The sequence below is a fragment of the Tropicimonas sp. genome (assembly GCF_047971885.1).
Lineage (GTDB): Bacteria > Pseudomonadota > Alphaproteobacteria > Rhodobacterales > Rhodobacteraceae > Tropicimonas.
In genome coordinates this window covers 1-14,498 of the sequence record NZ_JBKEAE010000083.1, presented here as the reverse complement: position 1 = coordinate 14,498, position 14,498 = coordinate 1, and the positions used below count along the sequence as shown (strand labels likewise).

Here is a 14,498-nt window from a genome sequence, read left to right as displayed (position 1 = left end):
GTACTGACCCAGCGAGATCACGTCGGGATCGACGTTCGGCGCAGATTTCCAATAGGGCACGCCGATCCTGGTGAACCGGCCGACATGCTTGACCGACGGCCGGATCCGGTAACACCAGGTGCGTTCGTTCTGATGGCTGGGCGCGGTGAAGGCGGTGCCGGAAAGCTGCTCGCCGTAAAGCCCGTAGGCGGCTTTTTGCGGGCTGTTCATGCCCTGCGGCAGGGCACCGGGCAGCGCCTCTGTCTCGAAATCGTTGCCGAAGCCGGGCATGTAGCCAGCCACGGTTCCGACAGGGGTGGCGGCGCTGGTCAGGCTCGAAAACTTGGAGCGTTCATTCATGGGGGCCTCCCTGGGTTTCGGTGGCGATCACGATCCTGTCGGAATCGGCTTGGCAGATAAAATTGGTTGCAATCGTAACCAAGTCAAGCTTTTTTGTTGCTGATGAAATGAATCTGGCAAAGGCATTGTCACGCCCTTTGCAAGGGTACTGAAAATGAAAGAAAATTCCGTCGAATCGCCGTATCCGGAACTGGCCGCGTTCGGCCTGAACCGGTTCACCCCCTGTCGGGTTGCCGGTGCGGCACAACTGCCGGGTGAGCGGTTCGCGCGCGACTATCGGAAGAAATTTGACATTTCGGTTCCCGATTGGCGCGTGCCGGTACATTTGGCGCTCGCAGGCGGTGCATCGGTTGGCGATATCGAGGTGCGCGTGGCGATGGACAAGGTGCGGGTCAACTCGCGGGTCAGGCGCCCGGTTCACCTGTCGCTGACGCAGGGCGACGTGGCGCTGATGGCCGACTTGCTGCCCGTGACAACGGCACACCAAGCGGAGATCGAAAGAAAACTCGGCGAGAGCTTCGACTGTTTCGGGTCCGCCATCGACAGGATTCTGGAGGAACAGAGATGATCACCTTGCATGACTATTGGCGCTCGTCGGCGAGCTATCGCGTGCGGATTGCCCTGGGGCTGTCAGGACTCGAATGGGAAAGCATCTCCGTGAACCTGATGGAGGGTGCACAACGCTCGCCGTCTCACATGGAACTGAACCCGCAGGGTCTTGTGCCGGTGGTGTGGCTGGACGGCGAGGTCATGACTCAGTCGCTGGCGATCATCGAGTATCTCGATGAAACGCGAAACATGGGCCTGCTGGGCGATACGCCGCTCGACGGCGCTCGCATCCGGGCATTGTCCCATGCAATCGCCATGGAGATCCACCCGGTCTGCAACCTCTTGGTGGCAAAATACGCGGTCGCGGAATCCGGTGGGGGAATCACGATGGAGAGCTGGATACGGCACTTCATGGCCAGGGGGCTGGTGGCCTTCGAGCGCATGGTCGGCGACAGCGACTACTGCTACGGCAGCCGTGTGACCCTTGCCGACATCTGCCTCGTGCCGCAGCTCTACAATGCGCGTCGGTGGGGCGTGGATCTGGAACCGATGCCGGGGATCCGACGGATCGAAGCGGCGCTGGAGAAGCTACCCGCCTTTGCTGCGGCACATCCGGATTTCTGCGCCAATTGCTAAGATCGATCTTGACCCGGGATCACTCTCCCATGGCGGCTGCCAGGAGCGCCGCCAGCCCGCGCTCCAGCGCGGCGCGATCTTCCTGTGTCATGGCGTCCAGGATCCGCTTTGCACGGGCCTCGACCTCCGGAAGGACCCTCCGGAAAAGGGACCGGCCGTCGGGCGTGCACCGGTAGATCCGGAGCCGCCGATCCTCCTGCGGAGTGTTTCGGTCGATCAGTCCCTTGTTTTCCAGCCGTTGAGCCGCACGGGTGACCTGGACCTTGTCGAGCGTCGTACGGCGGCTCAGTTCGAGGGAGGTAACGCTTTCCTCGTTTGCCAGAAGGAACAGCAGACGCCACTCCTCCCGCGACAAGCCGTATCCGCGTCGGTAGACCTCTGTCAGTTGCCGGGAAAATGCCTCTGACGCAACCGCGAGCCTGTACGGGAAGAAGCCTCCAAGTTCCATGGCACTGGTTCCCACCATTTTGTTGTTTCAAATGAAACGAGTTGATTCGGCTCGGGTTCTGCTCTAAGAGAATCACATATTCATTACAAGTGCAACGACAGGGAGGCCATCGCCATGAACGCATACCCACTCAAGATCGACCGGATCCACCACGTCGCTTACCGCTGCAAGGACGCCAGGGAGACGGTGGAGTTCTACACGAAGATGCTCAACATGGACTTCGTGCTGGCCATTGCGGAAGACCATGTGCCGTCAACCCACGAGCCCGACCCCTACATGCATCTGTTCCTGGATGCCGGGAACGGCAACGTGCTTGCCTTTTTTGAACTGCCGACGAAGCCTGAAATGGGGCGCGACCCGAACACGCCCAAATGGGTCCAGCACATCGCCTTCAAGGTCAAGGACCGCGACACGCTCGTCGCCTTCAGGGAACACCTCGAGGCGAATGGCGTAGAGGTTCTCGGTGTCACCGACCATTCGATCTTCCACTCGATCTACTTCTTCGACCCCAACGGGCATCGCGTCGAACTCGCCTGCCCGGACCCGGAGGAGGAAGAAATGCTCCGGAAGCTCGATGCCGTGAAATGGGATATGCTGGATGAGTGGTCCCGAACGAAGAAGGCCCCCAAACATGCCGACTGGCTGCACGCCAGGGAACTGGGAAAAATCTGACCAACAGCCCTTTCTCGCCGCCGTGGCCCGGCGAACGACTGCCGGCGCCACGGCCTACCGCATCCGAATGGACAAAACCTGTTGCGGATAAAGTGCCATCCGGAGGGACGTGAAACCTTGCCGCTTGCCTGAGGGCAGTCGCTGGAACGCGTCGCGCGCGAATGATGGTCTTGCGGGTCGTCTTAGGAGGCCCACTCATGCTGGGCAGCTAGCATACTGGATTCACAAGATGAATCCCTCACCCGATTTATGCAACATGTATAACCGCCCCTTGCGCACGAGGGTTTTTGAAGCAATTTGGCGCGGTGTCGGGTGCTGACATGTATCCGGCCTCGTGATGCGGCCATTGTCACGCTGCGGGCCTGCATGGTGTTCGCGGGTCGGAACCAGATCAAGTCGCAGATCACTCGCTATTGCAATATATGCAGGTGCATCAGTTGCGCCAGTGTCGTAGCGTCATGGTCGCGGACTGCCGCGAGCATCATTTCATGCTCATCCGCCGATCTTGCGATGCGCGCGCGGCCGCTGCGCCATTGGGAAGCGGGGGCCGGAGAGGTACGCAGGCGCAGTTCGTCTACCAGGGCGATCAGGTGCTTGTTTCCCGCACATGCCAGAAGTGCACGGTGAAATGCTAGATTGGCTTCGTAGAGTCGGTCATAGCTACCTGTCGCTGCCAGTGACGCAAAGGTCCGGGCCAGGTCCTCCAGCCGCAGGAGCCTGTCGGATGTTGCCCCATCGCAGATCGCCCTGGCGAAACCGGTCTCCAATACGATCCGAAGATCAAGGATGCGCAGAGTGTCTTCGTCATCCGCGGGATGGACAAAATACCCGCGGTTCTTCTCATACCGAATCAATCGCCGCCCGGCCATCGCCTCAAGCGCCTTGCGAACCGGTGCACGCCCGGTTTCATAGCGCTTCTGAAGCTCGATCTGCTTGAGCCACGAACCGGGCGAGAAAACGCCGGCACGCAAGTCCCGCGCAAGGCAGTCGGCCACTCGTTCTGCTTCGCTGCTCATGGTTTGCTTCGATCATCCTCGTCGATGTTACCGACATTCGCCAGACAAATGATGGATCGGCTGCCGACGGATGCAAGTCTGCTGCAAAACCGCACACTTCGGCCCCCTGCCCCGGGTTATTTCCGTACCATCAAAGACAATGCTTGCCATGCACGGCAAAATTGGTGCCAATTTGCAATTGGGTTGATGTGTGTAGGTGACATTCGGATGAGTCGGCACAACGATGACGCAATCTGGCACAAGGTCGACGACAGGCAGGCCCTGTACACTGCCATGTCGGACCGGATCTGGGCAAAGCCAGAGACCAATTACACCGAATACGCCGCCTGTGCCGAACATCGCAGCATGCTCGAGGTCGAGGGCTTCCGTATCACTCATGCTGTCGCGGGTCTGCCGACAGCCATAATGGGGGAGGCCGGCACTGATGGGCCTGTCATCGCCATCCTGGGCGAATATGACGCTCTGCCGGGGCTGAGCCAGCAGGCCGGCATTGCGGAAAAGCGGCCGGTGAAAGAAGGCGCCGCAGGCCATGGCTGCGGACATAACCTGCTTGGTGCCGGTGCAATGCTGGCGGCGGCAGCCATCAAGGACTGGCTCGCGGAAACGGGCGTTCCGGGGCGCATCCGCTACGTCGGCTGCCCGGCCGAAGAGGGTGGATCGGCCAAGGGCTTCATGGTGCGCGAGGGCATCTTCGAAGATGTCGACATCGTCATTTCCTGGCATCCGGCGCCGCTCGCAGCGGTGAATCCGCCGGTGTCGCTGGCCTGCAACGAGATCCTGTTCGAGTTCGAGGGCACGGCGTCCCACGCTGCGGCCTCACCCGAACTCGGCCGTTCTGCGCTCGATGCGGTCGAGTTGATGAATGTCGGCGCCAATTACATGCGCGAGCATATGCCCTCCTCGGCGCGGATTCACTACGCGCTGATCGACGGCGGCGGCGCCGCACCGAACGTGGTTCAGGCCCATGCTTCCGTGCGTTACCTGATACGTGCGCGCGCGCTTGATGAACTGGCGCCACTGGTCGAGCGTATCCGCAGGATCGCGCAGGGTGCGGCGCTGATGACCGAGACCCGGGTCCGCGACCGCGTGCTTTCGGGCGATGGCAACCTGATCGGCAACACACCGCTCGAGGCGCTGATGCAGGCGCAGTTCGAACGCCTCGGCCCGCCGGTTTTCGATGCCGGCGACCGCCGTTTCGCCGAGACGATACGTGCGACGCTGACACCACAGGACATCCGCGCGGCCTTTACACGTTTCGGCGTCGGGCCGCGCATGGACCTGCCGCTGTGCGATTTCATCGCCCCCCTGAGCGCGGGTGGCGGAGTCGGCATCGGTTCCACCGATGTCGGCACCGTGAGCTGGGTGGTCCCGACCGTGCAGGCGCGCGGCGCGACCTATGCAATCGGTACGCCCGGCCATAGCTGGCAACTGGTTGCGCAAGGGCAGTCGGGCATCGCCCACAAGGGCATGGTTCACGCCGCCAAGATCATGGCCGCGACCGCACGCGCGCTTTTCGAGAATCCGGCCAATATTGCCGCCGCACGGAAGGATTTCGAACGCCGCCGCGCAGGTCGCCCCTTCGTCAATCCGATCCCCGACGGCGTGATGCCCGATTTTCCGAAAGCCGCCGGGTGAGCGGGGCGGGCAGCCATGGATAAGCCGGGCTTTTTCGAACTGATGGGTTTCGGCCCGGCGGGCTGGGGCCCTGCGCTGCTGACGGCCGCGCTGATGACCATCGCGGTTGCCGGAACCGGATATGTCATCGGCAGTTGTCTCGGTATGCTGCTTGCCTGGGCCAGGATCTCGGGCGGGCGCCTCCTGCGCGGCTTCGCCGGTACCTATACCACGGTGCTGCGCGGCATTCCCGATCTGCTGGTGATCTATCTTTTCTATTTCGGCGGCTCGATCCTGCTGACACGGATGGCGCGTGGTCTGGGTTATGAGGGCTTTGTCGATCTGCCGGGATTTGCCGCGGGCTCCATGGCGATCGGCATTGTTTCGGCGGCCCAGCATGCAGAGGTCTATCGCGGCGCCTATCGTGCCGTGGCGGTGGGAGAGATCGAGGCCGGGCTCGCCGTCGGCATGTCGCGGCTGATGCTCTTCCGGCGCATCATCCTGCCGCTGACGGCGCGGCACGCGCTGCCCGGCATGGGGAATGTCTGGCAGATCACGCTCAAGGAAAGCGCGCTCGTTTCCGTAACCGGGGTGGTTGAACTGGTCCGGCAGGCCCAGATCGGTGCCGGTTCAACCCGCCAGCCGTTCTATTTTTTCTTTGCCTCGGCTGTCCTCTTTCTTGTCATCACATGGGGCTCGGGGCTGATCCTGAACCGGGCCGAGCGCCACGCAAACCGCGGCGTGAGGAGATAGCACATGGATTTCGCCTTCCTCCGGGAAACCCTGGTCACCCTCTCGCACGGCATTCCGCTTACACTCCTGCTGGCCACACTCGCCACATCCATCGGCCTGCTGATAGCCACCGCCATCGCCACCGCTCGGCTCTGGGGACCCGCGCCGTTGCAGGCACTGGCGCGTTTCTATGTCTTCGTCTTTCGCGGCACACCGCTTCTGGTTCAGATTTTCCTCATTTATTACGGGCTGAGCCAGTTCGATGCGGTACGCCAGAGCTTCCTCTGGCCTTTCCTGCGCGAACCCTTCTGGTGCGCCATCCTGTCCCTTTCACTCAATACCGGCGCCTATGGCTCGGAGATCGTGCGGGGCGGGCTGCAATCGGTACCCTCCGGCCAGATCGAGGCGGCGCGCGCCTGCGGCATGTCCCCCCTGCTTGCCTTTCGCCGCATCGTCCTGCCGCAGGCCATCCGGCAGGCGCTGCCCGCCTACGGCAACGAGCTTGTTCTGCTGGTCAAGGCGACCTCGCTCACCTCGATCATCACGTTGATGGAGATCACCGGGATTGCCGCCAAGCTGATCTCGGAAACCTATCGCGTGGTCGAGGTTTTCGCTGCCGCCGGCGCCGTCTATCTGGCGATCAACTTCGTCCTGACCCGGCTTGTCGCCCTGCTCGACCACCGGCTGACCGCGCATCTGCGCCCGTACCGTGCCGAAGGAGCCGCAGCATGAACCATGCCGCCATCCGCGTCCACGATCTGCACAAGTCGTTCGGCTCCCACGCGGTGCTGTGCGGCATCGACCTGACGGCGCATCTGGGAGAGGTCGTGTCGATTCTCGGCTCGTCGGGCTCCGGCAAGTCGACCATGCTGCGCTGTATCAACCTGCTGGAGACGCCAACCTCGGGCGAAATCTGGATCGGCAGTGAGAAGATCGAGATGACCCGGGACCGCTCGGGCCAGCCGCGCCCCGCCGATCCGCGCCGGGTGCAGGCGCTGCGGGCACGGGTCGGCATGGTATTCCAGTCCTTCAACCTCTGGTCGCACAAGACGATTCTCGAAAACGTCATGGAGGGCCCGATCCATGTGCAGGGCCGCGAGCGGGCGGAGGTGTGCGACGAGGCGATGGCGCTGCTCGACAAGGTCGGCATCGCCGAGAAACACGACGCCTGGCCGGCGCAACTCTCCGGTGGCCAGCAACAGCGCGCCGCGATTGCGCGCGTGCTCGCGATGCACCCCGACGTGCTGCTGTTCGACGAACCCACCTCCGCGCTTGATCCCGAACTCGTGGGTGAAGTGCTGCGCGTGATGCGGGGTCTGGCCAGTGAGGGACGCACCATGCTGGTTGTAACCCACGAAATGGGTTTTGCCCGCGATATCTCCAGCCGCGTCGTCTTCCTGCATCAGGGTCGGATTGACTGCGAGGGCCCTCCCGGAACTCTTTTCGACGGTGGCGGCACAGAGCGCTTCCGCCAGTTCACCACTTCCTGACCCCGAACGATCAGCAACAGAAGGAGCCTCAAGATGAAATCTGCCACCAAGCTCGCACTCGCGCTCGGCCTTGCGATTGCAGCCGACGCTGCGGGCGCCAAGGATTGGGAGAAAGTCACCATTGCGACGGAGGGCGCCTTCGCGCCGTGGAACCTGACCAATCCGGACGGCTCGCTGGGCGGCTACGAGGTCGATCTCTATGCCGATCTCTGCACGCGGATGAAGGTCGAATGCACGCTGGTTGCGCAGAACTGGGACGGGATGATCCCCGGCCTGCTCGCAGGCAAGTACGATGCGATCATGTCCGGCATGTCCGCAACGGAGGAGCGCGAGAAGGTCATCGCCTTCAGCCAGTCCTATGGCTCGACCGGCCAGAGCTTTGGCGTGATGAAGGATGGCCCCCTTGCCGATCTGCCGCATCAGGGCGAGCTTTTCTCGCTCGTGACCAATCCCGACGGTGCGAAAGCAACGGTTGCAGAACTTCGTCCGCTCCTTGAGGGCAAGGTGATCGGTGTGCAGGGTTCTTCCATTGGCGCGCGCTTCATCGAGGAAAACTTCGGCGATATCGCCGAGGTCCGCGAGTACAAGACCACCGAGCAGCATGATCTCGACCTGCAATCAGGCCGGATCGATGTGGTGATGGCCTCGCCCGCCTATCTGATGACCACGATCAAGGACAACCCGGATGCCGGAATGATCATGGTCGGCCCGCGCTTTCAGGGTGGCATGCTCGGGCGCGGCAGCGCCGTGGGCCTGCGCAAGGAGGATGGCGAGTTGAAGGAGATGTTCGACAAGGCGCTGAGCGAGGCCAAGGCGGACGGAACGACCAGGAAGCTGGCCGAAAAGTGGTTCGGTTTCGACGTGACCGTCTACTAGAGCGTTTCGACCTTACGTTGAAGCATCCTGTACCGGGGAACGCGTTCGCGCCGAAGGCGAGAGGCGGCGGTTCAGATTTCTGAACCATTCTGGAGCCGCATGACTATATTGTCAGGGTATAGGGGTAAATGGTGCCGGGAAGCCGTTTCCGGCTTTCGGTGGTATTCCGGTGGTGACGATGATTCGAGAGAAACGGCATCAAACCATCCTGTGGCGCTTCCTTGAACCCGAAGCGCGGGTGTGGCATGGCGAAAGCCGCCTTGCGACTGTCTTCTGGGGGTATGGCGTGCTGGTCAGCACCGGGCTGATCCTGCAATACATCGTGGCCAGCATGAACGGGCGGACAGGCCTGGAACAGGCGCTGATCCCTGTCGGTGCGATCTATACGATGTGGATTCTGGTCGCGATCTGGCGCAATTCGGCGAATGCCCACCCCTATTGGGGGACGCTTGCGCGATGGCTGACGGTTGTCTGGGCATTGAACAGCATCTTCGTGCTATCGTTCCTGCAACTCGAATTGCTGGTCAGATATGCCGGAAAGTAAAACGATGGGCTCAGGGAAAATCCGTGGTCCGGTCGGGGCTCTCGATCACGGCGCGCGTCTGCTGTTTCCGGGGTATTTCGCGCTGGTCATGGCAACCGGGGTAATCTCGATCGCATGTCAGATTCTCGGAATGCGGCCCATCGCCCTGATGCTGGTGGCGGTCAACTGGATCGCCTATCCGATCCTCTGCCTGCTGACGCTGATCCGCATCCTGCGCTATCCCGGCCTTCTGATGCGCGACCTCTTCGACCATCAGCGTGCGCCGGGGTTCTTCACGCTGGTGGCGGGAACCTGCGTGCTGGGAACGCAGAACATGGTCGTTCTGGGCGCGCGCGACGTGGCACTGGCGCTGTGGTGGCTGGGTGCGGGGCTGTGGTTCGTATTGATGTACACTTTCTTTACCGCTGTCACGGTGCGCGCAACAAAGCCGTCGCTGGCACGCGGCATCAACGGTGCCTGGCTTATCGCGTCGGTCGCCACCCAGTCGATCGTGGTGCTTCGCGCGACGATCGATGCCACCGCCCCGAATCAGGTGATCCAGTTCCAGATGGTCGCGATGTTCATGATCGGCTCGATGCTCTATCTGGCGATCATTCCGCTGATATTCTATCGGCTGACCTTCGTCGCCCTGAGCCACGAGGAGTTCAGCCCGCCCTACTGGATCAACATGGGCGCGGTGGCGATCTCGGCGCTGGCGGGCTCGCTGCTGATCCTGCGCGGAGATGCGTGGCCGCTTCTCGGCCCCCTCCTGCCGTTCATCCGCGGGTTCACGTTCTTTTTCTGGGCAACGGCCACATGGTGGATACCGTTTCTCTTCTCGCTGATGATCTGGCGCTACCTGTGGAAAAGGGACCGGTTCCGCTATGAACCCGCCGTCTGGGGCATGGTCTTTCCGCTCGGCATGTACACGACGAGCACATTTCAGTTCGCCCGCGCCATGGGCTACGATTTCCTCGGCCCGATACCGGCGAGTTTTGTCTATGTGGCGCTGACGGCGTGGGTTCTGGCCGTGGCGGGGCTGATCCGGCGGATTGCCGCCAACCTCGCCCCGGCAGACACCAGCGGCGCATCCTGAGGCGAATCGGCCGGAATGCGGCCGGGGGTCAGGGGGTATCCATCAGCGGGTCGGGCTGGGCGACCCTTTTCAGTTTTTCGGCATCGGTGACAATGATGCGCGCTCCATCCACCTTGATACCTTCGCGTTCCAGCGAGCGTATGGTTCGCGAAAGGCTTTCCGCCGTGATCCCCAGATATGAGGCCAGATGCCGTTTCTCGACCGGCAGCTTCAGACAGGAGGCGCCGTCCGCCTGATCGAGAATCCAGGCGGCCAGCCTCTCGCGGGCGCGGCGCAATTTCAGGTTCTTGGCATGGCGCACCATGACCCGGTATCCGGCCGCCAGTTCGCCCATCGCCGCCATCGCCAGATCCGGGTCGCGCCGCATCGCCACCCGCAGGTCGGCCGCGGGCAGCAGCACGATGCGCGAGCGCTCCAGCGTGCGGGCCGACATCAGATAGGGCACGTCGCGGACGCAGGCGGCAAGGATGAAGGGCGAAACGGGCCGGACAACCCCCATCACAACCTCGCGGCCATTCCACCCGGCATGCAACTCGACCGACCCTTCGACGACGATATGAAGGAAATCGGCCGTCTGTCCCTGGCGGAACAGTTCGAGCTGGGGTGGAAAGATCTGGGCATAGGCCACCTGCATCAATCCATCGAATGTCTGCGTCAGCATTTCGCGAAAAAGCGGCAGGCGGCGCAGGCCGGGTTTTTCGTCTTCGCGCATGAATCGCACCCTTCCATCATCACGTTGACATGCGGTTTTGCTATAATTGATATTTATCAATTCATATGAGAGCCAATGTCGATATGCTAAATATCCTTTGCTGCCTTGGTTTATATCTTCTGTCAATTGCCGTCCGATTTTCGTCCCCTTTTCCTTACATTTGATCTGCGTCAAGTCCAGCGGCTTTCATGCGCCTATGCCTCTGGCTAGCTTTGGGCACCATTCCGGTGCCGGTCAGACGGAGCCAGAACATGACAACGACACAGCTGCCGGCCAGCAGCGATCAGAAACGGGCCCTGTGGCTCAGCACCGTCGCGTTCACCATCTGCTTTGCGGTGTGGACGCTGTTTTCGATCATCGGCCTGACGATCAAGACCGAGCTGGGTCTTTCGGAGTTCGAATACGGTGTGCTTGTTGCCACTCCGGTGCTGACCGGATCGCTTACGCGGCTGTTCCTTGGTGTCTGGACCGAGCGGTACGGCGCCCGTCTGGTGTTTTCCATCCAGATGATCCTCGCAGGGCTTGCAACGCTGGCGCTGACGCAGGCCGACAGCTACGCGACATTTCTGCTTGCGGCACTGGGTGTCGGTCTGGCGGGGGGCTCGTTCATCATCGGCGTGGCCTATGTCGCGCAGTGGTTTCCGCCCTCGCAGCAGGGCACGGCGCTTGGCATCTTCGGCATGGGCAACGTCGGCGCCGCCGTGACCAAGTTCTTTGCGCCTTTCGTGCTGGTCGCGGTGGGCTGGAAGGGGGTGGCCGAGGTCTGGGCCGCCGCCATCATCCTGATGGGGATCATCTTCTACATCTTCGCCAAGGACGAGCCCGGCCTGGCAGCCCGGCGGGCAAAAGGGGTCAGGGCCCCAACCCTTGCCGAGCAATTCGCGCCGCTGAAGAAAATTCAGGTCTGGCGTTTCTCGCTCTACTATTTCTTCGTCTTCGGCGGCTTCGTCGCGCTGGCACTCTGGCTGCCGCATTACCTCGAAGACGTCTACAAGGTCGATATCCGCGTCGCCGGAACCGGGGCCGCCGTCTTCAGCCTGTCGGCCAGCCTGTTTCGTGCCTACGGCGGGGTGTTGTCGGACCGGTTCGGCGCACGGACAGTGATGTACTGGTGCCTTGGCTTCTCGCTGGTGCTGCTGTTCATGCTGTCCTATCCGCCGACCGATTATGTCATTCACGGCAACTACGGCCCGATAGCCTTTTCCACCGCGATGGGCCTCGGCCCTTTCATTATCACGATCTTCGCGCTCGGTTTCTTCATGAGCCTTGGCAAGGCGGCCGTGTTCAAGCACATCCCCGTCTATTACCCCGAGCATGTCGGTGCGGTCGGCGGGCTGGTGGGGATGATCGGCGGGCTGGGCGGTTTCATATTGCCGATCGCCTTTGGCGCATTGCTCGAGGTGACGGGAATCTGGACCTCGTGCTTCGTGCTGCTTTTCCTGATCGTCGCGGTTTCGATGGCGTGGATGCACATGTCGATCCGCATGATGGAGCGCAAGGCGCAGGGTACCGCGCTCGACCGGTTGCCGAGCTTCCCCGAACTTGCCGAGGTTCACGATCCCGAACGCACCAGAATGCCCGTCGTCATCGAGGACTGGCGGCCGGAGGATCCGGTATTCTGGCGCGAGAAGGGCCGCAGGATCGCGCGGCGCAACCTGTGGATTTCCATTCCGGCGCTGATTCTGGCCTTTGCCGTCTGGATGGTCTGGTCGGTGGTGATCGCGCGACTGCCGGCAATCGGTTTCGATTTCACCCAGGATCAGCTTTTCTGGCTGGCGGCCTTGCCCGCCCTGTCGGGTGCGACGCTGCGCATCTTCTACAGCTTCATGGTGCCGATCTTCGGCGGCCGGCTGTGGACGACGATTTCGACCGCCTCGCTTCTCGTTCCCGCCATGGGCATCGGCTATGCGGTGCAGAATCCGGATACGCCCTATCTGATCTTCTCGGTGCTGGCGTTGCTCTGCGGTTTCGGGGGCGGGAACTTCGCCTCGTCGATGGCCAACATCAGCTTCTTCTTCCCGCGCGCCGAAAAGGGCAATGCGCTGGCGCTGAACGCGGGGCTGGGCAATCTCGGCGTCTCGCTGATGCAGTTCGTCGTGCCGCTGGTCATCACCTTCGCGGTTTTCGGTGCGGTTGGCGGGGCACCGCAGGCACTGACCGGCGGCGGCGAGATCTGGATGCAGAACGCCGGCTTCATCTGGGTTCCATTCATCGCCATATCGACCTTTGCGGCCTGGTTCGGGATGAACGACATCGCCGACGCGAAGGCCAGCTTCAGCGAGCAGGCGGTGATCTTCACCCGCAAGCACAACTGGATCATGTGCCTGCTCTATGTCGGAACCTTCGGCAGCTTCATCGGCTATTCGGCCGGCTTCCCGCTCCTGTCGCGGATCGCATTCCCCGATGTGAACGCCCTGCAATTCGCCTTTCTCGGCCCGCTGATCGGCGCGCTCTCGCGCGCCGGAACCGGCTGGCTGGCGGATCGCGTCGGTGGCGGCCGGGTGACATTCTGGGTCTTCGCCGGGATGATCGTGTCGGTGCTGGGGGTCATTCAGGGCCTGAACAGCGGCTCCTTCGCGCTGTTCTTCGCCGCCTTCATGGTGCTCTTCTTCTTCACCGGCGTCGGCAATTCCTCGACCTTCCAGATGATCCCGGCGATCATGCGCAAGGAAGTGCTGCGGCTGTCGCCGAACGCCACGCCCGAAGCGCGCAGCCGCCAGGGCGAGCGGGAATCGGCGGCGATCATCGCCTTTACCTCCGCCATCGGCGGCTACGGCGGGTTCTTCATTCCCAAGGCATACGGAAGCTCGATCGCCCTCACCGGCAGCCCGGTGGGCGCGCTCTGGGCCTTCCTCGCCTTCTACATTCTCTGCCTGTCGGTGACCTGGCTGGTCTACACGCGGCGCGGCGGGGTTCTTTACGACGTCGAACGCGGCACCGCCCCGGCGGCCGCCCCGGCAACATGACCTGAAGGGAGCTAATGATGAGCCATCTTCTTGATCGCCTGAACTTTCTGAGACCGCTCCGCAAGGACAAGTTCGCGGACGGGTTCGGCCAGACCACCACCGAAAGCCGCGCATGGGAAAACACCTACCGCTCGCGCTGGCGCCACGACAAGATCGTCCGCTCCACCCATGGGGTGAACTGCACCGGTTCCTGTTCGTGGAAGATCTATGTCAAATCCGACATCGTGACCTGGGAAACGCAGCAGACAGATTACCCGCGCACCCGTCCCGACCTGCCTAATCACGAACCGCGCGGCTGCGCGCGCGGGGCAAGCTACAGCTGGTACCTCTACAGCGCGAACCGGGTGAAGACACCGCTTGTCCGCGGCCGGCTGATGCGGCTCTGGCGTGACAAGCGCAAGACGCTGGCGCCCATAGCCGCGTGGGAGGCGATCCAGAACGATCCGCAGGCGCGCGCCAGTTACACCCGCATCCGCGGCAAGGGCGGTTTCGTGCGGGCAAGCTGGGACGAGGTAACCGAGATCGTCGCCGCCGCCAATGCCCATACGGCGCGGAAATATGGCCCCGACCGGGTATTCGGCTTCTCGCCCATCCCGGCGATGTCGATGGTTTCCTATGCCGCCGGAACCCGGTACCTGTCGCTTCTGGGCGGGACCTGCATGTCGTTCTACGACTGGTACTGCGACCTGCCTCCCTCCAGTCCGCAGACCTGGGGCGAACAGACCGACGTGCCGGAATCGGCCGACTGGTACAACGCGGGCTATCTGATCCTGTGGGGTTCGAACGTGCCGCAGACGCGGACGCCGGATGCGCATTTCTATACCGAGGT

16 protein-coding genes are annotated in these 14,498 nt (G+C 62.3%); 12 read left to right on the top strand and 4 right to left on the bottom strand.

The genetic code is table 11. From position 1 onward, the window contains the following. Window positions 1-339, bottom strand: a 339-nt coding sequence (locus ACK5IR_RS08250; protein WP_416927771.1) for a homogentisate 1,2-dioxygenase, incomplete at its 3' end; no start/stop codon positions are given. Window positions 340-493: 154 nt separating this feature from the next. On the opposite strand from ACK5IR_RS08250, the gene ACK5IR_RS08245 reads away from it, so the two are divergent. Beyond that, the gene (locus ACK5IR_RS08245) at window positions 494-907 is read left to right on the top strand and encodes a MarR family transcriptional regulator (RefSeq protein ID WP_416927769.1); all 414 of its coding nucleotides are present in this window, start codon (window positions 494-496) and stop codon (window positions 905-907) included. Beyond that, window positions 904-1,524, top strand: coding sequence for a maleylacetoacetate isomerase (gene maiA, locus ACK5IR_RS08240; protein ID WP_416927767.1), 621 nt, complete (start codon window positions 904-906; stop codon window positions 1,522-1,524). The genes ACK5IR_RS08245 and maiA overlap by 4 nt, the downstream gene beginning before the upstream one ends. 19 nt (window positions 1,525-1,543) lie before the next feature. Here maiA and ACK5IR_RS08235 read toward each other — a convergent pair whose 3' ends face one another. Then, window positions 1,544-1,972, bottom strand: a complete 429-nt coding sequence (locus tag ACK5IR_RS08235) for a MarR family winged helix-turn-helix transcriptional regulator (RefSeq protein WP_416927765.1) — start codon at window positions 1,970-1,972, stop codon at window positions 1,544-1,546. A 114-nt stretch (window positions 1,973-2,086) separates the two neighbouring features. Between ACK5IR_RS08235 and ACK5IR_RS08230 the strand changes: the two genes are divergently transcribed. Continuing rightward, window positions 2,087-2,644, top strand: a complete 558-nt coding sequence (locus tag ACK5IR_RS08230) for a VOC family protein (RefSeq protein WP_416927763.1) — start codon at window positions 2,087-2,089, stop codon at window positions 2,642-2,644. 410 nt (window positions 2,645-3,054) lie between these two features. Here the strand turns inward: ACK5IR_RS08230 and ACK5IR_RS08225 are convergent, their stop codons facing one another. Further along, window positions 3,055-3,660, bottom strand: coding sequence for a GntR family transcriptional regulator (locus tag ACK5IR_RS08225; protein WP_416927761.1), 606 nt, complete (start codon window positions 3,658-3,660; stop codon window positions 3,055-3,057). Between the two features lie 207 nt (window positions 3,661-3,867). Here ACK5IR_RS08225 and ACK5IR_RS08220 point away from each other — a divergent pair, with 207 nt between their 5' ends. The 7 genes from ACK5IR_RS08220 to ACK5IR_RS08190 all read left to right on the top strand — a co-directional run bounded on the left by ACK5IR_RS08220 (window position 3,868) and on the right by ACK5IR_RS08190 (window position 9,991). Further along, window positions 3,868-5,295 (top strand): M20 family metallopeptidase, encoded by a 1,428-nt coding sequence (locus ACK5IR_RS08220; protein WP_416927759.1) that lies wholly within the window; start codon window positions 3,868-3,870, stop codon window positions 5,293-5,295. A gap of 15 nt (window positions 5,296-5,310) precedes the next feature. Continuing rightward, window positions 5,311-6,027, top strand: coding sequence for an ABC transporter permease (locus ACK5IR_RS08215; protein WP_416927757.1), 717 nt, complete (start codon window positions 5,311-5,313; stop codon window positions 6,025-6,027). Between the two features lie 3 nt (window positions 6,028-6,030). Continuing rightward, window positions 6,031-6,738 (top strand): ABC transporter permease, encoded by a 708-nt coding sequence (locus tag ACK5IR_RS08210; RefSeq protein WP_416927755.1) that lies wholly within the window; start codon window positions 6,031-6,033, stop codon window positions 6,736-6,738. Continuing rightward, a complete protein-coding gene (locus ACK5IR_RS08205) occupies window positions 6,735-7,496 on the top strand; it encodes an ABC transporter ATP-binding protein (protein ID WP_416927753.1) in 762 nt (253 codons plus the stop codon). Before ACK5IR_RS08210 ends, ACK5IR_RS08205 begins: the two co-directional genes overlap by 4 nt. A 33-nt stretch (window positions 7,497-7,529) precedes the next feature. Further along, entirely contained in the window at window positions 7,530-8,372 is an 843-nt protein-coding gene (locus ACK5IR_RS08200; protein WP_416927751.1) for a transporter substrate-binding domain-containing protein, read from the top strand. Window positions 8,373-8,550: 178 nt separating this feature from the next. Next, the gene (locus ACK5IR_RS08195; protein ID WP_416927749.1) at window positions 8,551-8,916 is read left to right on the top strand and encodes a hypothetical protein; all 366 of its coding nucleotides are present in this window, start codon (window positions 8,551-8,553) and stop codon (window positions 8,914-8,916) included. Window positions 8,917-8,920: 4 nt separating this feature from the next. Further along, complete coding sequence (locus tag ACK5IR_RS08190; RefSeq protein WP_416927747.1) at window positions 8,921-9,991, top strand: tellurite resistance/C4-dicarboxylate transporter family protein; 1,071 nt, start codon at window positions 8,921-8,923, stop codon at window positions 9,989-9,991. 28 nt (window positions 9,992-10,019) lie between these two features. On the opposite strand, the gene ACK5IR_RS08185 is transcribed toward ACK5IR_RS08190, so the two are convergent. After that, window positions 10,020-10,703: a helix-turn-helix domain-containing protein gene (locus ACK5IR_RS08185; RefSeq protein WP_416927745.1), complete on the bottom strand. Its 684-nt coding sequence runs from the start codon at window positions 10,701-10,703 to the stop codon at window positions 10,020-10,022. 251 nt (window positions 10,704-10,954) lie between these two features. Between ACK5IR_RS08185 and ACK5IR_RS08180 the strand changes: the two genes are divergently transcribed. Together ACK5IR_RS08180 and ACK5IR_RS08175 are read left to right on the top strand one after the other, a co-directional pair. Next, window positions 10,955-13,669, top strand: coding sequence for a nitrate/nitrite transporter (locus ACK5IR_RS08180; RefSeq protein ID WP_416927741.1), 2,715 nt, complete (start codon window positions 10,955-10,957; stop codon window positions 13,667-13,669). A 17-nt stretch (window positions 13,670-13,686) separates the two neighbouring features. Next, the coding region (locus tag ACK5IR_RS08175) for a molybdopterin-dependent oxidoreductase (RefSeq protein ID WP_416927739.1) at window positions 13,687-14,498 on the top strand (812 nt) is incomplete at its 3' end.

Bases quoted from the DNA above. Each gene is read 5' to 3' on its own strand.
- ACK5IR_RS08245 (WP_416927769.1), top strand. From the start codon at position 494: ATGAAAGAAAATTCCGTCGAATCGCCGTATCCGGAACTGGCCGCGTTC.
- maiA (WP_416927767.1), top strand. From the start codon at position 904: ATGATCACCTTGCATGACTATTGGCGCTCGTCGGCGAGCTATCGCGTG.
- ACK5IR_RS08235 (WP_416927765.1), bottom strand. From the start codon at position 1,972: ATGGAACTTGGAGGCTTCTTCCCGTACAGGCTCGCGGTTGCGTCAGAG.
- ACK5IR_RS08230 (WP_416927763.1), top strand. From the start codon at position 2,087: ATGAACGCATACCCACTCAAGATCGACCGGATCCACCACGTCGCTTAC.
- ACK5IR_RS08225 (WP_416927761.1), bottom strand. From the start codon at position 3,660: ATGAGCAGCGAAGCAGAACGAGTGGCCGACTGCCTTGCGCGGGACTTG.
- ACK5IR_RS08220 (WP_416927759.1), top strand. From the start codon at position 3,868: ATGAGTCGGCACAACGATGACGCAATCTGGCACAAGGTCGACGACAGG.
- ACK5IR_RS08215 (WP_416927757.1), top strand. From the start codon at position 5,311: ATGGATAAGCCGGGCTTTTTCGAACTGATGGGTTTCGGCCCGGCGGGC.
- ACK5IR_RS08210 (WP_416927755.1), top strand. From the start codon at position 6,031: ATGGATTTCGCCTTCCTCCGGGAAACCCTGGTCACCCTCTCGCACGGC.
- ACK5IR_RS08205 (WP_416927753.1), top strand. From the start codon at position 6,735: ATGAACCATGCCGCCATCCGCGTCCACGATCTGCACAAGTCGTTCGGC.
- ACK5IR_RS08200 (WP_416927751.1), top strand. From the start codon at position 7,530: ATGAAATCTGCCACCAAGCTCGCACTCGCGCTCGGCCTTGCGATTGCA.
- ACK5IR_RS08195 (WP_416927749.1), top strand. From the start codon at position 8,551: ATGATTCGAGAGAAACGGCATCAAACCATCCTGTGGCGCTTCCTTGAA.
- ACK5IR_RS08190 (WP_416927747.1), top strand. From the start codon at position 8,921: ATGGGCTCAGGGAAAATCCGTGGTCCGGTCGGGGCTCTCGATCACGGC.
- ACK5IR_RS08185 (WP_416927745.1), bottom strand. From the start codon at position 10,703: ATGCGCGAAGACGAAAAACCCGGCCTGCGCCGCCTGCCGCTTTTTCGC.
- ACK5IR_RS08180 (WP_416927741.1), top strand. From the start codon at position 10,955: ATGACAACGACACAGCTGCCGGCCAGCAGCGATCAGAAACGGGCCCTG.